At 48.3% G+C, this 16,889-nt stretch carries 16 protein-coding genes and 1 tRNA gene; 12 read left to right on the forward strand and 5 right to left on the reverse strand.

Annotated elements, in window-relative coordinates; all coding sequences use genetic code 11:
• The first annotated feature begins 20 nt into the window (after window positions 1-20).
• Complete coding sequence (locus AC5JR3_RS17875; protein ID WP_495847924.1) at window positions 21-494, forward strand: response regulator; 474 nt, start codon at window positions 21-23, stop codon at window positions 492-494.
• Entirely contained in the window at window positions 475-2,409 is a 1,935-nt protein-coding gene (locus tag AC5JR3_RS17880) for a hybrid sensor histidine kinase/response regulator (RefSeq protein WP_495847903.1), read from the forward strand. The genes AC5JR3_RS17875 and AC5JR3_RS17880 overlap by 20 nt, the downstream gene beginning before the upstream one ends.
• Here AC5JR3_RS17880 and AC5JR3_RS17885 read toward each other — a convergent pair.
• Complete coding sequence (locus AC5JR3_RS17885; protein WP_495847904.1) at window positions 2,406-3,488, reverse strand: aspartate carbamoyltransferase catalytic subunit; 1,083 nt, start codon at window positions 3,486-3,488, stop codon at window positions 2,406-2,408. The genes AC5JR3_RS17880 and AC5JR3_RS17885 overlap by 4 nt on opposite strands.
• A gap of 333 nt (window positions 3,489-3,821) precedes the next feature.
• Here AC5JR3_RS17885 and AC5JR3_RS17890 point away from each other — a divergent pair, with 333 nt between their 5' ends.
• The gene (locus tag AC5JR3_RS17890; RefSeq protein ID WP_495847905.1) at window positions 3,822-4,403 is read left to right on the forward strand and encodes a sporulation/spore germination protein; all 582 of its coding nucleotides are present in this window, start codon (window positions 3,822-3,824) and stop codon (window positions 4,401-4,403) included.
• Between the two features lie 42 nt (window positions 4,404-4,445).
• Here the strand turns inward: AC5JR3_RS17890 and AC5JR3_RS17895 are convergent, their stop codons facing one another.
• Complete coding sequence (locus tag AC5JR3_RS17895; RefSeq protein ID WP_495847906.1) at window positions 4,446-5,045, reverse strand: DNA-3-methyladenine glycosylase; 600 nt, start codon at window positions 5,043-5,045, stop codon at window positions 4,446-4,448.
• 27 nt (window positions 5,046-5,072) lie between these two features.
• Between AC5JR3_RS17895 and AC5JR3_RS17900 the strand changes: the two genes are divergently transcribed.
• Complete coding sequence (locus AC5JR3_RS17900; protein WP_495847907.1) at window positions 5,073-5,195, forward strand: DUF8629 family protein; 123 nt, start codon at window positions 5,073-5,075, stop codon at window positions 5,193-5,195.
• A gap of 139 nt (window positions 5,196-5,334) precedes the next feature.
• Window positions 5,335-7,050 (forward strand): MBL fold metallo-hydrolase, encoded by a 1,716-nt coding sequence (locus AC5JR3_RS17905; RefSeq protein WP_495847908.1) that lies wholly within the window; start codon window positions 5,335-5,337, stop codon window positions 7,048-7,050.
• A gap of 128 nt (window positions 7,051-7,178) precedes the next feature.
• Here AC5JR3_RS17905 and AC5JR3_RS17910 read toward each other — a convergent pair whose 3' ends face one another.
• Entirely contained in the window at window positions 7,179-7,490 is a 312-nt protein-coding gene (locus AC5JR3_RS17910) for a DUF6679 family protein (RefSeq protein WP_495847909.1), read from the reverse strand.
• Between the two features lie 1,274 nt (window positions 7,491-8,764).
• Here AC5JR3_RS17910 and AC5JR3_RS17915 point away from each other — a divergent pair.
• The 3 genes from AC5JR3_RS17915 (at window position 8,765) to fba (ending at window position 11,035) form a co-directional block, all read left to right on the forward strand.
• Complete coding sequence (locus tag AC5JR3_RS17915; RefSeq protein WP_495847910.1) at window positions 8,765-9,634, forward strand: aldose epimerase family protein; 870 nt, start codon at window positions 8,765-8,767, stop codon at window positions 9,632-9,634.
• Window positions 9,635-9,702: 68 nt separating this feature from the next.
• Window positions 9,703-9,774 (forward strand) — tRNA-Lys (locus AC5JR3_RS17920).
• A 181-nt stretch (window positions 9,775-9,955) separates the two neighbouring features.
• Window positions 9,956-11,035, forward strand: a complete 1,080-nt coding sequence (fba, locus tag AC5JR3_RS17925; RefSeq protein ID WP_495847911.1) for a class II fructose-bisphosphate aldolase — start codon at window positions 9,956-9,958, stop codon at window positions 11,033-11,035.
• 203 nt (window positions 11,036-11,238) lie between these two features.
• On the opposite strand, the gene AC5JR3_RS17930 is transcribed toward fba, so the two are convergent.
• Window positions 11,239-12,051 (reverse strand): carbon-nitrogen hydrolase family protein, encoded by an 813-nt coding sequence (locus AC5JR3_RS17930; protein WP_495847912.1) that lies wholly within the window; start codon window positions 12,049-12,051, stop codon window positions 11,239-11,241.
• 490 nt (window positions 12,052-12,541) lie between these two features.
• Here AC5JR3_RS17930 and AC5JR3_RS17935 point away from each other — a divergent pair, with 490 nt between their 5' ends.
• The 4 genes from AC5JR3_RS17935 to hemB all read left to right on the forward strand — a co-directional run bounded on the left by AC5JR3_RS17935 (window position 12,542) and on the right by hemB (window position 15,164).
• Window positions 12,542-12,754 carry a hypothetical protein gene (locus AC5JR3_RS17935; RefSeq protein WP_495847913.1) on the forward strand — a complete coding sequence of 71 codons (213 nt, stop codon included), beginning with the start codon at window positions 12,542-12,544 and terminating at the stop codon, window positions 12,752-12,754.
• A 380-nt stretch (window positions 12,755-13,134) separates the two neighbouring features.
• The gene (rplU, locus tag AC5JR3_RS17940; protein WP_495847914.1) at window positions 13,135-13,524 is read left to right on the forward strand and encodes a 50S ribosomal protein L21; all 390 of its coding nucleotides are present in this window, start codon (window positions 13,135-13,137) and stop codon (window positions 13,522-13,524) included.
• Between the two features lie 78 nt (window positions 13,525-13,602).
• Window positions 13,603-13,893 (forward strand): 50S ribosomal protein L27, encoded by a 291-nt coding sequence (gene rpmA / locus AC5JR3_RS17945; protein WP_495847915.1) that lies wholly within the window; start codon window positions 13,603-13,605, stop codon window positions 13,891-13,893.
• A gap of 287 nt (window positions 13,894-14,180) precedes the next feature.
• Window positions 14,181-15,164 (forward strand): porphobilinogen synthase, encoded by a 984-nt coding sequence (gene hemB / locus AC5JR3_RS17950; RefSeq protein WP_495847916.1) that lies wholly within the window; start codon window positions 14,181-14,183, stop codon window positions 15,162-15,164.
• Window positions 15,165-15,360: 196 nt separating this feature from the next.
• Here hemB and psbC read toward each other — a convergent pair whose 3' ends face one another.
• Window positions 15,361-16,746, reverse strand: a complete 1,386-nt coding sequence (psbC, locus tag AC5JR3_RS17955; RefSeq protein ID WP_495847917.1) for a photosystem II reaction center protein CP43 — start codon at window positions 16,744-16,746, stop codon at window positions 15,361-15,363.
• Window positions 16,747-16,889: the final 143 nt, after the last annotated feature.

Below are 16,889 nucleotides of genomic sequence, written 5' to 3' on the forward strand. Positions count from 1 at the left end.
GAGCGATTTGCGTGAATGGGATGGGAGCAACTGTCAAAATCCTCATTGCTGATGACGATGAAGAAGATTGCATGTTGGCGCGTGATGCCTTATTAGAAAGCCGATTAGCCAATGAGCTGTATTTTGTTCACAACGGGGAAGAGCTGATGGACTATCTGCATCGCCGGGGCAAATATGCGGCATTGAGCCAATCGCCACGTCCGGGGTTGATTTTGCTGGATTTGAACATGCCGAAAAAAGATGGTCTTGAGGCATTAAACGAAATCAAGGCAGACCCTCATCTTCGGCAAATTCCCGTTGTGGTGCTGACAACCTCAAAAGCTGAGGAAGACATTTTTCGTAGTTATGACTTGGGTGCAAACTCATTTATTACCAAACCCGTGACCTTTGAATCTTTGGTGGAGGTGATGAAAAGCATCGGAAAATACTGGTTTGAAATTGTTGAATCGCCACCAGAGTGGGTTGGAGAAAGTCATGGACAACACTTACATTAAAGTCTTGTTAGTTGATGATGATGAGGACGACTATGTCTTGACCCGTGATTGGTTTGCGGAATTTCAAGACACTAAGTTTAAGCTGGAGTGGGTGGCAACTTATGATACGGCCCTAGAAGCGATCGCCAGCAATCAGTACGATGTTTATCTCTTTGACTACCGCCTCAATCAGGGCAATGGTCTAGAACTGTTGCGAGCCGCGATCGCCCTTGGCTGCTCTGCACCGATTATTTTGTTGACTGGACAAGGCGATCGCGACGTTGACGTGGAGGCAATGAAAGCGGGAGCAGCAGATTATCTGGAAAAAGGTCAGCTTGGAGCCCCTTTATTAGAGCGTTCCATCCGCTACGCCATTGAACGCAAACAAGCTGAACATAAAATTCGCGAACAAGCTGCCCTCCTCGATATCACTACTGATGCGATTCTCGTTCGCAGTCTAGAGCAACAGATTCTCTTTTGGAATAAAGGTGCAGAACACCTCTTTGGCTGGCACTCTGATGAAGTGCTTGGCAAGAATGCTGACGAGCTGTTGTACAAGCAACGCTTCCCAGACCTGGAAAAAGCCCTCAAAAGTGTGGTTGAGAAAGGAGAGTGGCAAGGGGAGTTAAGGAAACTCACTAAATCTGGCAAGGAAATCATTGTCGAGAGCCGCTGGACGCTGGTACGAAATACCGAGGGAAAACCCAAATCTATCCTCACCGTCGATACTGATCTCACGGAGAAGAAACAACTAGAAGCGCAGTTTCTTCGCGCCCAGCGCATGGAGAGCATCGGTACTCTCGCCAGCGGCATCGCCCACGACCTCAACAACGTGCTAGCACCGATTCTGATGACCGCTCAACTTTTGGAAACCCAACTGCACGACCCCCAAAGTCAGCGGTTGCTCTCAATAGTGGTTACCAATGTTAAACGGGGGGCAACTCTTGTCAAGCAAGTTCTGTCCTTTGCCCGTGGACTGGAAGGGGAACGAACGATTCTACAAGTCCGGCACCTAATTGCTGAAATTAAGCACGTTATCAGAGAAACATTTCCTAAATCGATTGAATCTTATACCAACATTGATGAAGAGCTTTGGACCGTTTCAGGAGATGCCACTCAACTGCATCAAGTCCTGATGAACCTCTGCGTCAATGCTCGCGATGCCATGTTAGATGGCGGCACCTTGACGATTTCAGCAAATAACCTTTTTATTGACCAAGATCAGGCTCGGTTGCACCTAGAGGCTAAGGTTGGCCCTTACATCTTAGTTACAGTCGCAGATACTGGCATGGGCATTCCGTCGGAGATGTTGGATCGAATTTTTGAGCCTTTTTTCACAACCAAGGAATTGGGCAAAGGTACTGGGCTAGGTCTTTCCACCGTCTTGGGCATTGTTAAGAGCCACGGTGGTTTTATCAATGTGCAGAGTGAGCTTGGCAAGGGAACAGAATTCCAGGTGTACTTACCCGCAGCAGAAAGAGGGGAACCCAAGATTTTAGAAGACCATGAGCCATCAAGGGGTCAGGAAGAATTGATTTTGATTGTTGATGATGAAGCGGCAATTCGGGAAATTACGAAAACCTCTCTGGAGCTCTCTAACTATCGGGTACTAACTGCCAGCAATGGTATTGAAGCCGTCACGCTCTATGCACAATATCAAGAAAAAATTCATGTTGTGCTGACGGATATGATGATGCCATCTATGGATGGACCGACAACTATCCGCATGTTGCAAAAAATTAACCCGCAGGTCAAGGTTATTGCCGTGAGCGGACTGATGGCAAGTGAGAAGCTATCGGCGGCAGCTAACTGTGGTATTAAAGCTTTTTTGTCGAAGCCCTATACAAAAAAGGAATTACTAGAAAAAATTCAAGACACTCTTTATCCCACAGGAGAAAACAACCCTCACTACCCGCCGATCAGTTCCCAGTTTTAAATTTTGCTACCCCCCATCAAATACAGCAACGCCATTCGCACCGCAACGCCACTGGTTACTTGCTGAGAGATCAGACTGAATTGCGGGTCATCCATCAACTCTGAGCTAATTTCCACCCCGCGATTAACCGGGCCAGGATGTAAGACTTTGATGTCCGGCTTGCAGAGTTTGAGACGATCGCGCGTGATGCCATACCGCTGATGGTACTCTCGCAAACTTGGCAAGAGATGGGCACTCATGCGTTCTTTTTGCAGCCGCAACGTCATCACAAAATCCGCGTCTTGTAAAGCGGGTTCGATCTCCCAGTGGAGGAAGGGAGTCTTTTTTGAGTCCTGAGTCCGAGTCGGTGAGTCCTGAGTGGGGGAAAAAGTATGAAGTAGGAAGGATGAAGTATGAAAGAGGTTATTGGTCTCCTCATCACGCCCGCTCCCGTACTCGGCAAATAACTGAGGCACCAAAGTGGGGGGACCGGCTAAATGAACTTCTGCGCCGCTGGCGGTGAGACTCCAAATATTGGAACGGGCAACGCGGGAGTGCAGGAGGTCTCCGACGATGGCAATTTTTTTCCCGGCTAGCAACTCTAAGCGCGGGCGTTCAAAGTCTAAAAGGGAACAAATAGTAAACAAGTCAAGCAATGCTTGAGACGGGTGTTCATGCTGACCATCCCCTGCATTGAGGACGCCGACGCGGACACCGAGCCGATTCATTTCAGTGGCGATCGCTTGCGGAACTCCCGCTTCTCGGTGGCGAATCACCATCATATCTGCTCCCATTGCCAAATAAGTCTTGGCAGTATCGAGAATTGTCTCGCCCTTACTCAAGGAGGAGCTTCCCGGAGTAAAGTTGAGGGTATCGGCGGATAGGCGCTTGGCTGCTAGTTCAAAACTACTGCGGGTGCGGGTAGATGGCTCAAAAAATAAGTTAGCGATCACCTGACCTTGCAGAGCCGGCACTTTTTTTGTCCGCCGTGACAGCACCTCCCGAAAGCTAGCAGCCGTTTGCAGTACGGTGTCGTACTCTGTCGGCAAAAAGTCAGCTAAAGAAAGGATATGGCGGCGAGTCCAAGTAGTAGTAGCCATGACGTTATCAAATGTTGTGGGCGATCGCATCTAAGGGTGAAGAATATCTCCACGTCCGCTCTTGTCAGTTCTTATTATGAGTATTTAACTGGCTTCTCGTGTTAAAGGCTTGCTGAAATTCTCCTGATGCGCCGCCCTCAACACTGAATAGTGACGAATGGCAGGCACCTCAACCCGTAAGTTTTCCTCCATCTAGCTGGCGTCGGCGATCGCTAAGTAGGGAATTGGGCTGTCAGCGCTGAGTGTACAACTTTCCCAACTTCCCTGAAGGTGTGTTTTTTCAATCCCATTGCCATCGAGCGGCACTTTATCAAATCGTTTTTCTGAGCCTCTATGAACAGTATCAAAAAATGTTTCGCTCCTCTCCTCACTGGGGTGATGCTTATTAGTCTCAGTAGTTGTGGTGGTCTTGATACAACTCAAGACAATCGTTCTTCCGACGCCACCCAGGGACAGACGGCTACGGGGTCTAACTCCAGCGCCTCTCTTTCACCTTCCACTGAAACCCAACCCCCCGTCGCTAGCCAATCACTGAAGGCTGACAACAAAGCCACCACTCAAAACACCACCACCCTCAACATCTATCACGCTGATAGTCAGTGTGAGACGCTGGTACCGGAAAAAGTGGCTGTTCCTGCTGACAATTCTGTAGAAACCGCCATAGGTAAAGTACTAGAACATCGAAGTACGAGTGACTTTAGCCTAGCGGGGTATCGGGTTAACGTTAATTCCAGTACTGGCGTCGCCACAGTCGATTTTCGCCGATCTCCCAATTCCCAACGGCAGTTTGTTTCCCTCTCTAGCTGCGAACAGTTTGCCCTATTCGGCAGCTTACGAAAAACGCTGATGGAGAATGGTCAGTTAAAAATCAAAGAGGTTCATTTTACTGAGCAAGGGGAAGAAATTTATTTGTAGTTACTCGGTCAGTACTCAGTAGTCACCCTTTCAACACAAACTCTAAAGTTTAGAAACCGCTGGACAGTCCTTTAGATACCAGCGCCACGGCAAATCAACGCCTTTAGTTAAACCAATCCGAGTCGTTTGCACCACTTCGGGGATCAAGTGCGGCGAACGGTGTTCCAGCCACAAGGGTTCGCCGAGTTTTAACGGGGTGGCGTTTAGGCTGCGGTCGATTTGCAGAACTTTACAGAGTTTACCTGGCCCGGCGGCGAGGCGATCGCGTTTGAAGGAAGTCCCCGGATCAAGTTCCGGTGGGATACACTGAATCTGCAAGGCGCGAATCAGAACAGCGCTGGGAACTTGATCGCGATCGGTGACAATATTTAGGCAGTGATACATGCCGTAGATCAGATAGACGTAAACTTGTCCGGCTGATCCAAACATCACCTCATTGCGAGGGGTTTGACGCCGATAGGCATGACAAGCCGGATCGCCAGGGGCGTAAGCTTCTGTTTCTACAATCATGCCCCTGAGAAGTTTTCCATCTGCTAACTGACGCACGATTGTACAGCCTAGCAAGTCCGGTGCTACCACCGTCGATGGACGTGCCAGCCAAGAAGGTTCTACAATTTGAGTAGATTGAGTACAATTGCCCATTTACTATAAAAGGAGGCCAGTCACAAAATGGATGTCAAATTGGTTTTAGTCGTACTAACAGTTGTTTTTACTGTAGCGTGTTTGTTCTTCGGCACCAAAAATGGTTTTTACGATTCCGACAACTACCACGGCAACGGTTCTGCCCACTAAAAGCGCGTTCTAAGTCGTTAGCTTTCAGCGGTTAGTGCTTTTGAGCCGTGAGTCACCTTGGCAACTAAATCTAGCCGAGGATTTTCATCAGCCTTGACCTAAAAGCTGATAGCTAATTGCTAATAGCTAACAGCTAGTAATGAGTCCACGTTTACCTTCTACATCCTATAACCACGAACAGCTTACTTGCTTTCCCTACGGTGTTGGTCATGGGGGAGAAGGGATGTGTTTGCTGGTGCAAATGGGACCCCATCGCATTCTTCTAGATTGTGGCTTAACTGATATTTCGTCATTGCAGACAGACGGCACTCCCCCAGCAGATTTGGTGCTGTGCAGCCACGCCCATACCGATCATGCTCAAGGCTTGCTGGCACTCCATGAGGCGTTCCCTCAGTTACCGATGTATGCCAGTGAAGTAACGACAGCGCTATTGCCATTAAACTGGCCAGAACAAAAGCCAAAAGAAATTCCTCAATTTTGTCATGCCTTGCCTTGGCGATCGCCTGTTGAGTTTCGCGATGGGCTGAGTGCTGAATTATTTCCGGCGGGGCACTTACCAGGGGCGGCAGCACTTTTGCTCACCTACACCGCGCCGAATCGCACCTATAGGCTCCTATACACGGGAGACTTTTTTCTCTCCAATTCGCGTTTGGTAGAAGGACTATCGATCGAAAGCTTGCGGGGAATTGATCTAGACGTGCTGATCGTAGAAGGCACCTATGGCACCGCCCGCCATCCCCACCGCCGCAGTCAGGAAAACCAACTAGTTGAACGCATTAATTTAGCGATCGCAGAGCAATATTCTGTCCTGCTACCCGTACCCACATTGGGACTAGGGCAGGAAATTCTCATGCTCCTACGGAGTCACCATCTGTTTACAGGTCGCAATATAGATATCTGGGTAGATGATGCTGTGGCTCAAGGCTGTGATGCCTACTTGGAACTGTTGACCCACTTACCCACCTCAGTACAGAACTTTGCTCGCCATCAGCCGTTATTTTGGGACGAACGAGTGCGTCCACGGGTACGGCGATTAACTCCAGACCAGCAAGATTTAATTGGTAAATCTCCCTGCATTGTTCTCACTGAACAAGCCGCTGACCTCCACCAGTACTACCACTCCTCCTCTAATCCCTGGCTGATCCTTCTAGCAGATCGACCCGGACGCAACGTTTCCACTGTCACTTTGCCTACTACCTCACCCTCTGGATCGGTTGATCCGACCAGAAATCCTGCCCCTAGACGTGCGGATAATATTAAACCAACCACACCCCTGATCCAGGTAGAAACCTATTTACTGGCCCAGCATGGAGATTCTCAGGGAACCACCCAACTGATTCACAACCTCCGTCCCCAGCACGTCGTTTTTGTTCACGGTTCCCCCACCTACCTATCCGATTTAACGGGACTGGAGGAACTGCAAAACCGCTACCATTTACATTCCCCTGCTGTAGGAACCTTAGTCGAACTGCCAATTGGCGAGACGTTTATTCAGCCAGCGGCACCCACAGAAACCAACTATGAAGGCGAGTTGACCGAATTTGGCACCGTTGTCACCATTACTTTACCTGAAGCGATCGCTGCTGACCCACGCTGGCAACATTTTGCGGACACTGGCTTAGTGGAAGCCCGTTGGCAGGGTGAAGAACTAGTACTACGTGGCTTACCTCAACGGGAATTACTCAGTCAGAGCAACGATGCTAGAGTCTCGCCTGAACTAGAATGCTGTGCCAACTGCCGTTACCAACGCGGTCAACGCTGCTGGAATCCCGCTTCTCCCCTGCACGGTTTCAAAGTCACGCCAGAAGGTTACTGTCTCGTCTTTGAACCCATACCTCCTTCCTCAGAAGATTAAAATGAGCAGTTGTTAATGGCTAATAGTTATTAGTTTTCTCTCCCCATCTCCCCAACTTCGCCAATCCCACATTACAAAAAACCCAATGCAGGTTATCCTACATTGGGCTAATTTCAAAAAGTAGTGGTCTAATCTTGATTAGAATCGGGATAACGCGGATGAATTTGTTCAGCTTCTGGACAATCGTCAGAAACTAAGGGTTCGGCATTTCCTCGAGGGACAGAAGCCAGTTTTTGAGTCACAGAACCGATGCTTTCTAAACGTACCATTTCTTCCCAAGAACACAACTCATCTTCTTCTTCGGTTTCATAGCGGATGGTGACCAAATCACCTTCAATATCCACAATTCGAGCGCGTTCAATCCAACGTTGCTGGTCCCGCAAGAAAACACAAACTTCACGGCCATCGCAACACAGTTGATAAATCTTGCGGTGTAGCATATTTAGGTTCTCCTGAGCAAAATACTCTTTCAATACTTTTGAATCTGCAACCCCTTTGCTGGGGTACAAGTTCATTAGAACTTGACGCTGAGCTGACTGATGTAAGATTCGTTTTAGTCAAAGGGGAAATATCTTACCTAACAAGCTCTCAGTTTGAGGCTTGGTAATTTAGCTTGAATCCAACAGCGTCTTGAGAACGATTGCATAAGACTTGGTGGTAGCCGAAAGCAGCTTTTGGCATTATTCAACGTTATAAGTAGTAGAAAAACTTGGATCAAGGCAATAGTGGAGAGAGATTTGCCATGTGATTTGAGAAAACAAGGCAGCACCAGGAAATAGATGTCGGCAGAGAGCTGAAGCATGTGAAGGCACTAATAACTTTTGCCCTTGCAACGAGTGCTGGTTTTCTAGGGAAAAATCTTGGCTCACCAGTATTGATTGTATGAGTTTCTGAAGTTTTAGACCTTACTGTTATTGTGACACACTCAGGGCACTATGTGTCTGCCATCTGGAATATAGAAAGGATTAGTTGGGGAGGAGATGAGGAGATGGGGAGATGAGGAGATGGGGAGATGAGGAGATGAGGAGATGGGGAGATGAGGGATAGAACAAGAAGAAGGGGAACTCTGTAATCAACAAGGACATCACACAAGGTGACTGCCCTAGATTGCCAGAGAGCAAAAATGAAGAAAGGCTTTAGTCGAGATGCTCCAGAGGAAGATTTTGACAGCTACGCGATCAAAGCCATTGCATTTTTGCACCGGGCTTCTCGTTGGATTTGTCCACTATTCAAGGCTTCATTAAGTGCGTTTAACGCTTCTAAGTCCGAAGGCTGATAGCCTTTCATTTCTAACACCTGACGGATTAGGCCCTCAGAAGCAACACTGAGGCAACCTGTTTGAAAAGCCGATCTTACAAGCGTGCGAATCATGAACCCTGTAGCATCCTTAGTAGGTGTTGTTACTAATATCGAATACTTCTACACTCTAGAAACTGACCGAAATCAGTTGAGAGTTGTGATCTTGTAGGCATTTGGGAGTGATCGCGATCGCAAACTTAAAAATTTGTAAGCGACATCACTAAGACAGGGAGTTGTCTTTGGCACAACAGGACTTACGGAAAATACCACTATGACTCCGTAAATGTTTGACTTATAGCTTGTAGCTTAAGAAATTTCCTGTGAAGGATGTGTAAATCGCAGGGGGTATTTTCAACAAGAGTTTGTTAAAGTTCCAGACGGTTGGCTAAAAACAGTTTTTTGGGAGAAGACAACAGTGTTTGCGATCGCCACAGAGCAACAACAGTACAAAACCTATATCCTCAGTGACCAGAACGCTCAGTCTCGACTAGAAATTGTTCCCGAACGCGGCGGTATCGTCACCCGTTGGAGTCTGCACAACCAAGAGATTCTCTATATGGATGCCGAACGCTTCGCTAACCCCCAAATGAGTATTAGAGGCGGCATCCCCATCCTCTTTCCCATTTGCGGCAACCTCCCCGACAACCTCTACACCATTGACGGCAAACAGTACACCCTCAAACAACATGGTTTTGCCCGCGACCTTCCCTGGGAGGTTACAGAACAATCTACCCAAGACTTAGTCAGCCTCACACTTGTCCTCAACAGCAACAACCAAACTTATGCTGTTTATCCCTTCGACTTTCAACTGGCTTTCACCTATCAACTTAAAGGGAACACGCTGACAATTCAGCAACGCTATACCAATCGTTCAGCCGAGCCAATGCCCTTTTCTGTCGGTCTGCATCCCTACTTCTATACCGCCGACAAAACGCAGGTTGAGTTTGATATCCCCGCCTCCCAATACCTTGACCAAATCAGCAAAGAAACCCATGACTTTTCCGGCGGCTTTGACTTCAACCGCGAGGAAATCGATGTTGCCTTCACCTCTATCCGTCGCCAATCTACTAGTGCTACAGATACAGGACAGCAAGTAAAGATCTCCCTCACCTACGACGACCTCTACTCCACTCTGGTCTTCTGGACAGTCAAAGGCAAAGACTACTACTGCCTAGAACCTTGGAGCGCTCCTCGCAACGCTCTAAACACCGGAGAACAGCTCCAACGCCTTGAGCCAGGAGCCAGTTGTGAGGCATCAGTACAGCTACAAGTGACTTTTTTTTAATTGCCTCTTTTCATCTTCAGATAAAGTATGTTATGTTTGTAAATGGCGCGTTTAAAACGGCATTCAACGGGTCGCTAACTCAACGGTAGAGTACTCGGCTTTTAACCGATTTGTTCCGGGTTCGAATCCCGGGCGACCCATACAAACAGGCAGAAAAAAAGTGATAAAGACTGCTTATTGAGCCGATATGAGGCACAATTTTCTAAACGGTAGCTGTAAGTTACTATCGGCTGGTAAAGTATCTTAAGATTATCCTAAGAAGAATTAAGCTCGTTTAGAAATTAACTGGCTGACAACTATTAACTGTTAGGAGGACTATTTATGGCGCTCGTACCAATGCGGCTGCTCTTGGATCACGCAGCTGAGAATGGCTATGGCATCCCAGCTTACAACGTAAATAACATGGAGCAGATCCAGGCAATCATGCAGGCGGCTCAAGAAGCTGATAGCCCCGTGATTCTGCAAGCTTCTCGCGGCGCTCGTACCTATGCCGGAGAAAATTTCCTACGCCATCTGATTATGGCAGCAGTGGAAACTTACCCCCATCTGCCCATTGCCATGCACCAAGACCACGGTAATAGCCCAGCGACTTGCTACTCTGCGATTCGCAATGGTTTCACCAGCGTCATGATGGATGGATCTTTGGAAGCAGATGCCAAGACTCCATCCAGCTATGAGTACAACGTTGAAGTGACTCGCAAGGTTGTTGATGTTGCTCACGCTGTCGGCGCGAGTGTTGAAGGCGAACTAGGTTGCTTGGGTTCTCTGGAAACTGGCAAAGGTGAAGCCGAAGATGGTCATGGATTTGAAGGCGCTCTTTCCCACGACCAACTGTTAACCGACCCTGATGAAGCGGTTGACTTCGTTGAGCGGACTGGTGTTGATGCTTTGGCTGTTGCCATTGGTACCAGCCACGGTGCTTATAAGTTCACCCGCAAGCCAACGGGTGAAATCCTTGCCATCGGTCGGATCGAAGAAATTCACCGCCGCTTGCCTAATACCCACCTCGTTATGCATGGTTCTTCTTCTGTACCAGAAGATTTGATTGCCATCATCAACCAGTACGGCGGTTCGATTCCTGAAACCTATGGTGTACCTGTTGAAGAAATTCAAAAAGGCATCAAGTGTGGTGTTCGTAAGGTTAACATCGATACCGACAACCGCTTGGCAATCACTGCGGCTATCCGTGAAGCGGCTGCCAAAGATCCTTCTAACTTTGACCCCCGTCACTTCCTGAAGCCTTCTATCAAGTACATGAAGCAGGTTTGCTTGGATCGTTACCAGCAGTTTGGGACTGCCGGAAATGCCAGCAAGATCAAGCAAATGTCTTTAGAAGATTTTGCGGCTAAGTACGCTAAAGGTGAGATGGGCGTTGCAGCTAAGAAGGCTGTGACTGCTTAATTAATCTGTGTAAGGGTTTGGCAATGCCGAACCCTTAGGGAAAATCAAACCGCAACTTCTGTAATAAGAAGGAGCGGTGGGGAAATTCACGATTTGCCTTTCTAAATATTTTGGGTAGCTGTTGAAGCTACCCAGTTTTTTGTGGTGTCTCCTAATTGCGATCGCTCCGCATTAGAAAAAATATCGAATTGCCAATCCCGTGATCAAACAAATACTCGATGTTGCAGGGCAGGCATTTGACGGCGAACCTGTTCAAGGCGTAGGGGGTTGATTTCAGCGATCGCGACTCCGGGTGTATCCCCAGCATCGGCTAAAATGATGCCCCAAGGGTCAACAATCATCGCATGACCGTGAGTTTGCCGCATCGCGTAATGCCGCCCTGTCTGGGCGGGGGCGATGACATAGCAGGTGTTTTCAATCGCTCTGGCTTGCAGGAGTATTTGCCAGTGATCTTTTCCGGTGTAGGCAGTAAATGCCGCCGGGACAAATAGCACGTCGGCTCCTTTAGATGCCAAGTGTCGATAAAGTTCAGGGAAGCGCACGTCGTAGCACACTGAAAGCCCCAGCGTTCCCAACTGGGGACAAGAGTGAACGGGAGGCAGTTCACTTCCTGCCATCACAGTGCTGGATTCTCGGTAGGTGTTGCCGTCGGGAACATCAACATCAAACAGGTGCACTTTTTTGTAGCGAGCCAGTTCTATGCCACTAGGAGCGATCAGCAGGGCAGTATTGTAGACTTTGCCACTGTCTACGGGAACCGGGAAGCCGCCTCCCAGGATTGTCACCTGGAAGCGTTGAGCCATGGTTGTGAGAAATTTTTCGGTTTTCTGGGCAATCGCCTCAGCTTGGGCAATTTTGTCTTCTTCTTTACCTAAAAATGAAAAATTCTCCGGTAAGCTTACTAGGTCGGCACCCCGACGCACGGCAAGTTCAATCAAGTCTTCCGCCTGAATCAGGTTGCTTTCCAGATCCGGCTGGCTGGTCATTTGGATGGCGGCGGCGAGATAGGATTTCATCAAGTAAAAGCTAGGAATCGCGTCAAGGAGATTATGAAACTGCTAAGTGTTGCAACTATAGCAGGCGTAGGGATTTCAGGGCTATAGGTATAACAAAGGAGGGAGTATGCGATCGCTCGAATTATGACCCTTATTCTAAATATCTCTCTTTAGATAGAGATTGACATTATTCATCCGGAAGGCTGACACAAATCTTAAGCAACTTCGTCTTTAATAAATAGTCGGAATTGGCAACAGAGGGGTTGTGGGTTCTCTTTGCAGGAAAGATGTAACTAGTAAGCCTCAGTCTAGCTCGTGATGATGTTCCCATTAGCCGGAAGGATTCAGGAAACTGAAATTTGCGCCTACCGTCTAGATATTGAGCCAATCTACCTAGCAACACAACCTAAGAGTTGAGAGTCTACCAGAGGCAAGTTCAGGCTTAATAACTCAGTTATATGTAAAAATCCCCAATTACCAGTCACTTGTTAAGTGAATGAGGAGACGTCAAGTGAATCTAATTCGTGAAATTGTTCAACAAGCCATTGCTAGTGGCTATTTGACGGCAGAAGCAGAAGAGCAGCTCCGTCAGCTTTTGAGGACAAAGTATGATTTTGAAGACTTCCAAGCGTTCATTCTCTTGCAACGAGAGGCGATGGAAGGCAGAGTCAAGCAAGAATCGCGAGAGTCCATGCATTCTGGGAATTTAGCGGCGGTAGCTTGAGCCGACACTTCCCTTGAATCAGACCAAAATATTTGTCACCGGAAGCGATATCACTCTGGTACCCCTCGCCGTGAACCAGAGAGGGTAAGGGTGATGGTGATCCCAGCCGACACAAGACTGAATAGTTAGTGCAATTTCACCCGCAGGCTACCTCCGTGGAGAAAACCGGGGAAAGGGCTAAGCAGAATTTTTTTGTTGACAAAGTTGAATTAAATCAACAATAATGGTAGATTGTCTGTCTATTCCTGCTCGGATCAGGTGAAGACACAGCAAAAGCTGGCAACAACTACTTTTTTCGTCTCGTGCTTTTCAGACGGATTATGAGGTTGTGGACAACCCAGTAACCAGCTACCTGTACGGCAACTTTAAAGGACAATCCCATGACTTATGCAATTATCGAAACTGGCGGCAAGCAACTGCGAGTCGAACCCGGTCGCTTCTATGACATTGAACTTTTGCCCGTTGAGGCAGACGAAAGCATCAGCCTCGAAAAAGTTTTGCTGGTCAGCCACGATGGCGAAGTGACCATTGGTCAGCCACTGATCGAAGGCGCAACGGTGGAAGGAACAGTGATGCGGCATCGGCGCGGTCGTAAAATCATCGTTTATAAGATGAAGCCGAAGAAGAAATACCGCAAGAAGCGCGGACACCGTCAAGAAATTACCCAGCTAATGATTAACTCCATTAGCCTGAATGGTTCAGTGCTGGCGGCGGCTGACGAAGCGGCAACGCCTGCGGCTGAGGAAACCACTGAAACTGCGTCAGAATAGAAGTAAGGGGGTCACAACTTGACCCTTTGTTTTTGACGCTAACTGTTAAACAGATTGTAACTACGAAGAGAACCTAAAATGGCTCATAAGAAAGGAACAGGTAGTACTCGTAACGGACGTGACTCTAATGCCCAACGTCTAGGGGTAAAACGCTTCGGTGGACAGGTTGTTAAAGCAGGCAACATTCTCGTGCGTCAGCGCGGTACCAAGTTCCACCCTGGCAACAATGTAGGGATCGGTAAAGATGACACGTTGTTTGCCCTCATCGACGGCGTTGTGACCTTCGAGAATAAGACTAGAACTCGTAAGAAAGTAAGCGTTTACGCTGTTCAGGCAGCAGAACCAGAAATGGCAACGGCTGGAGCTTAAATTTCATTATCGGTAAGGGAGATACTTTATTCCCATTTTTGCCAATACTACGAAAGGGCACCCACTTAGGGTGCCTTTTTGGCTAAAGTGGGTATTCTCAGAAATCTTGCTTGAGCGATCGCCTTTAACAGAACGTTACCAAACCAGCAAGTAAGGCAGCAAAAGGAGGCTTTAAACTATTAAGACAGCGCTACACTTAACCCATCTTTTTGCTTCTCCTTTACAAACGCCTTAGTTGTTCAGAGCGCCACTAACAACTAAACCCTAACAACCACTGATTAGATACTATGTTCCCTACTCACCGTCCTCGTCGCCTCCGTCAGACAGCCATGCTGCGTCGGATGGTGCGTGAGAATATTCTGACCACAAGCGATTTAATTTACCCTCTGTTTGCTGTTCCCGGTGAAGGATTTGCCCAAGAAGTCAAATCGATGCCAGGTGTTTACCAACTGTCGGTAGACAAAATTGTTGAAGAAGCGAAGGAAGTTTATGACCTCGGCATTCCTTCAATCATTCTGTTTGGGATTCCTCAAGACAAGGATACCGAAGCAACGGGGGCGTGGCACGATTGCGGCATTGTCCAGAGAGCGTCAACAGCCGTGAAAGAAGCGGTGCCCGATTTAGTCGTCATTGCCGACACCTGTTTGTGCGAGTACACCTCCCACGGTCACTGCGGCTACCTAGAAGTGGGCGACCTAACCGGGCGAGTTTTGAACGACCCGACGCTGGAACTGCTGAAAAAAACGGCTGTGTCGCAAGCAAAAGCAGGGGCGGATATTATTGCCCCGTCGGGCATGATGGATGGTTTTGTACAGGCAATTCGGCAGGGATTGGATGAAGCGGGGTTTGAGAATATACCGATTCTTTCCTACGCAGCTAAGTATGCCTCAGCTTATTATGGGCCGTTTCGCGATGCGGCGGACTCATCCCCTCAGTTTGGCGATCGCCGCACCTATCAGATGGATTCTGCCAACGCCCGCGAAGCGCTCAAAGAAATCGAACTCGATATTGCAGAAGGCGCAGACATGCTAATGGTGAAACCGGCTTTAGCTTATATGGACATTATCTATCGCGTCAAGGAAGCAACCAATCTCCCTGTCGCCGCCTACAATGTCTCTGGCGAGTATTCCATGGTGAAAGCTGCTGCCCTCAACGGATGGATTGATGAAGAACGAGTTGTGATGGAAACCTTAACCAGCTTTAAACGAGCGGGTGCCGACTTAATCCTCACCTACCATGCCAAAGATGCCGCTCGTTGGCTACAAGCCTAGATTGAGTTCGGCAATAGGTTTGACATAAAGGGTATAGACGAATTGGCTATCCTTATTTCCTAGCAACCGAATTCGTCAACAGCATCCTCCGGTCGTCAAGTATTTAACTTAAGTTCTGCCAAAAAAGGCTCCTGTATAGCAACAGGAGCCTTTTCATTATTGAGGATTCAGTTGTGAACTAAGCCCAATAACTAACCTAGTCGAGGTTAGGCATGGATAGCACAGCTTCAGTATCACGGTCGATACCTTTCTCAAAGCCAGCGGCAGCCGCACGAGCACGACCAGCATGCCAGAGGTGACCGACTAAGAAGAAGAATCCCACCACAAAGTGGAAACATGCCAACCAAGAGCGAGGAGACACGTAGTTAAAGGAGTTGATCTCGGTTGCAACTCCACCTACAGAGTTCAAAGAACCCAGAGGAGCGTGAGTCATGTACTCAGCAGCACGACGTGCTTGCCAAGGCTGAATGTCATTTTGAATCTTGTTGAGGTCAAGACCATTAGGACCACGCAGAGGCTCAAGCCAAGGTCCTTGGAAGTCCCAGAAGCGCATGGTTTCACCACCGAAGATAATTTCACCAGTAGGAGAGCGCATCAGGTATTTACCCAAGCCAGTCGGGCCTTGAGCAGAGCCGACGTTAGCACCCAAGCGTTGGTCGCGAATCAAGAAAGTTAGAGCCTGAGCCTGAGAGGCTTCAGCACCTGTGGGGCCGTAAAACTCGCTGGGGTACGCCGTGTTATTAAACCAGACGTAGCAAGCAGCAATGAAGCCCATTAAGGACAACGCACCTAAGCTGTAGGAGAGATAAGCTTCTCCAGACCAGATAAAAGCGCGACGTGCCCAAGTGAACGGCTTAGTCAGGATGTGCCAGATACCACCTGCAATGCAGACGAGGCCAACCCAGATGTGACCGCCGATGATGTCTTCCATGTTGTTGACGCTGACTATCCAGCCTTCGCCTCCAAATGGAGCTTTCAGCAGATAACCGAAGATCACCGCAGGGTTCAGCGTCGGGTTGGAAATCAGGCGGACATCGCCACCACCCGGAGCCCAGGTGTCATAAACACCACCAAAGAACATGGCTTTGAGCACCAAGAGCAAGGCACCACCACCGAGTAGACACAAGTGAATACCCAAGATGGTCGTCATCTTGTTCTTGTCTTTCCAGTCGTAACCAAAGAAAGCAGAGTACTCTTCTAAGGTTTCAGGACCGCGCACCGCATGGTAGATGCCACCAAGTCCTAAAACAGCAGAGGAGATCAGGTGCAGTACACCGACAACAAAATAGGGGAAGATGTCGATGACTTCACCGCCAGCACCAACACCCCAGCCAAGAGTAGCGAGGTGAGGCAATAGAATCAAGCCCTGTTCGTACATGGGCTTTTCTGGGATAAAGTGAGCAACCTCAAACAAGGTCATTGCTCCTGCCCAGAAAACAATTAGTCCAGAGTGAGCGACGTGAGCGCCGAGTAACTTACCAGAGAGGTTGATCAGGCGGGCGTTACCAGACCACCAGGCAAAACCTGATGATTCCTGGTCACGACCACCTGCAACCATTGAATTCGGTGAGAGTGTTACCACCGGGTATTACCTCTTCAACTTCTAACGAATGATTTTAATGATGATGAATGCTGAATCTCGAATGTGATCAAGATTCAGCGCTAGAACATTTTACAGAGCATTACCACGAGGAAGAACTTCCTCAGGAAACTCAAAGTTCTCAT

Source organism: Kastovskya adunca, assembly GCF_059505785.1.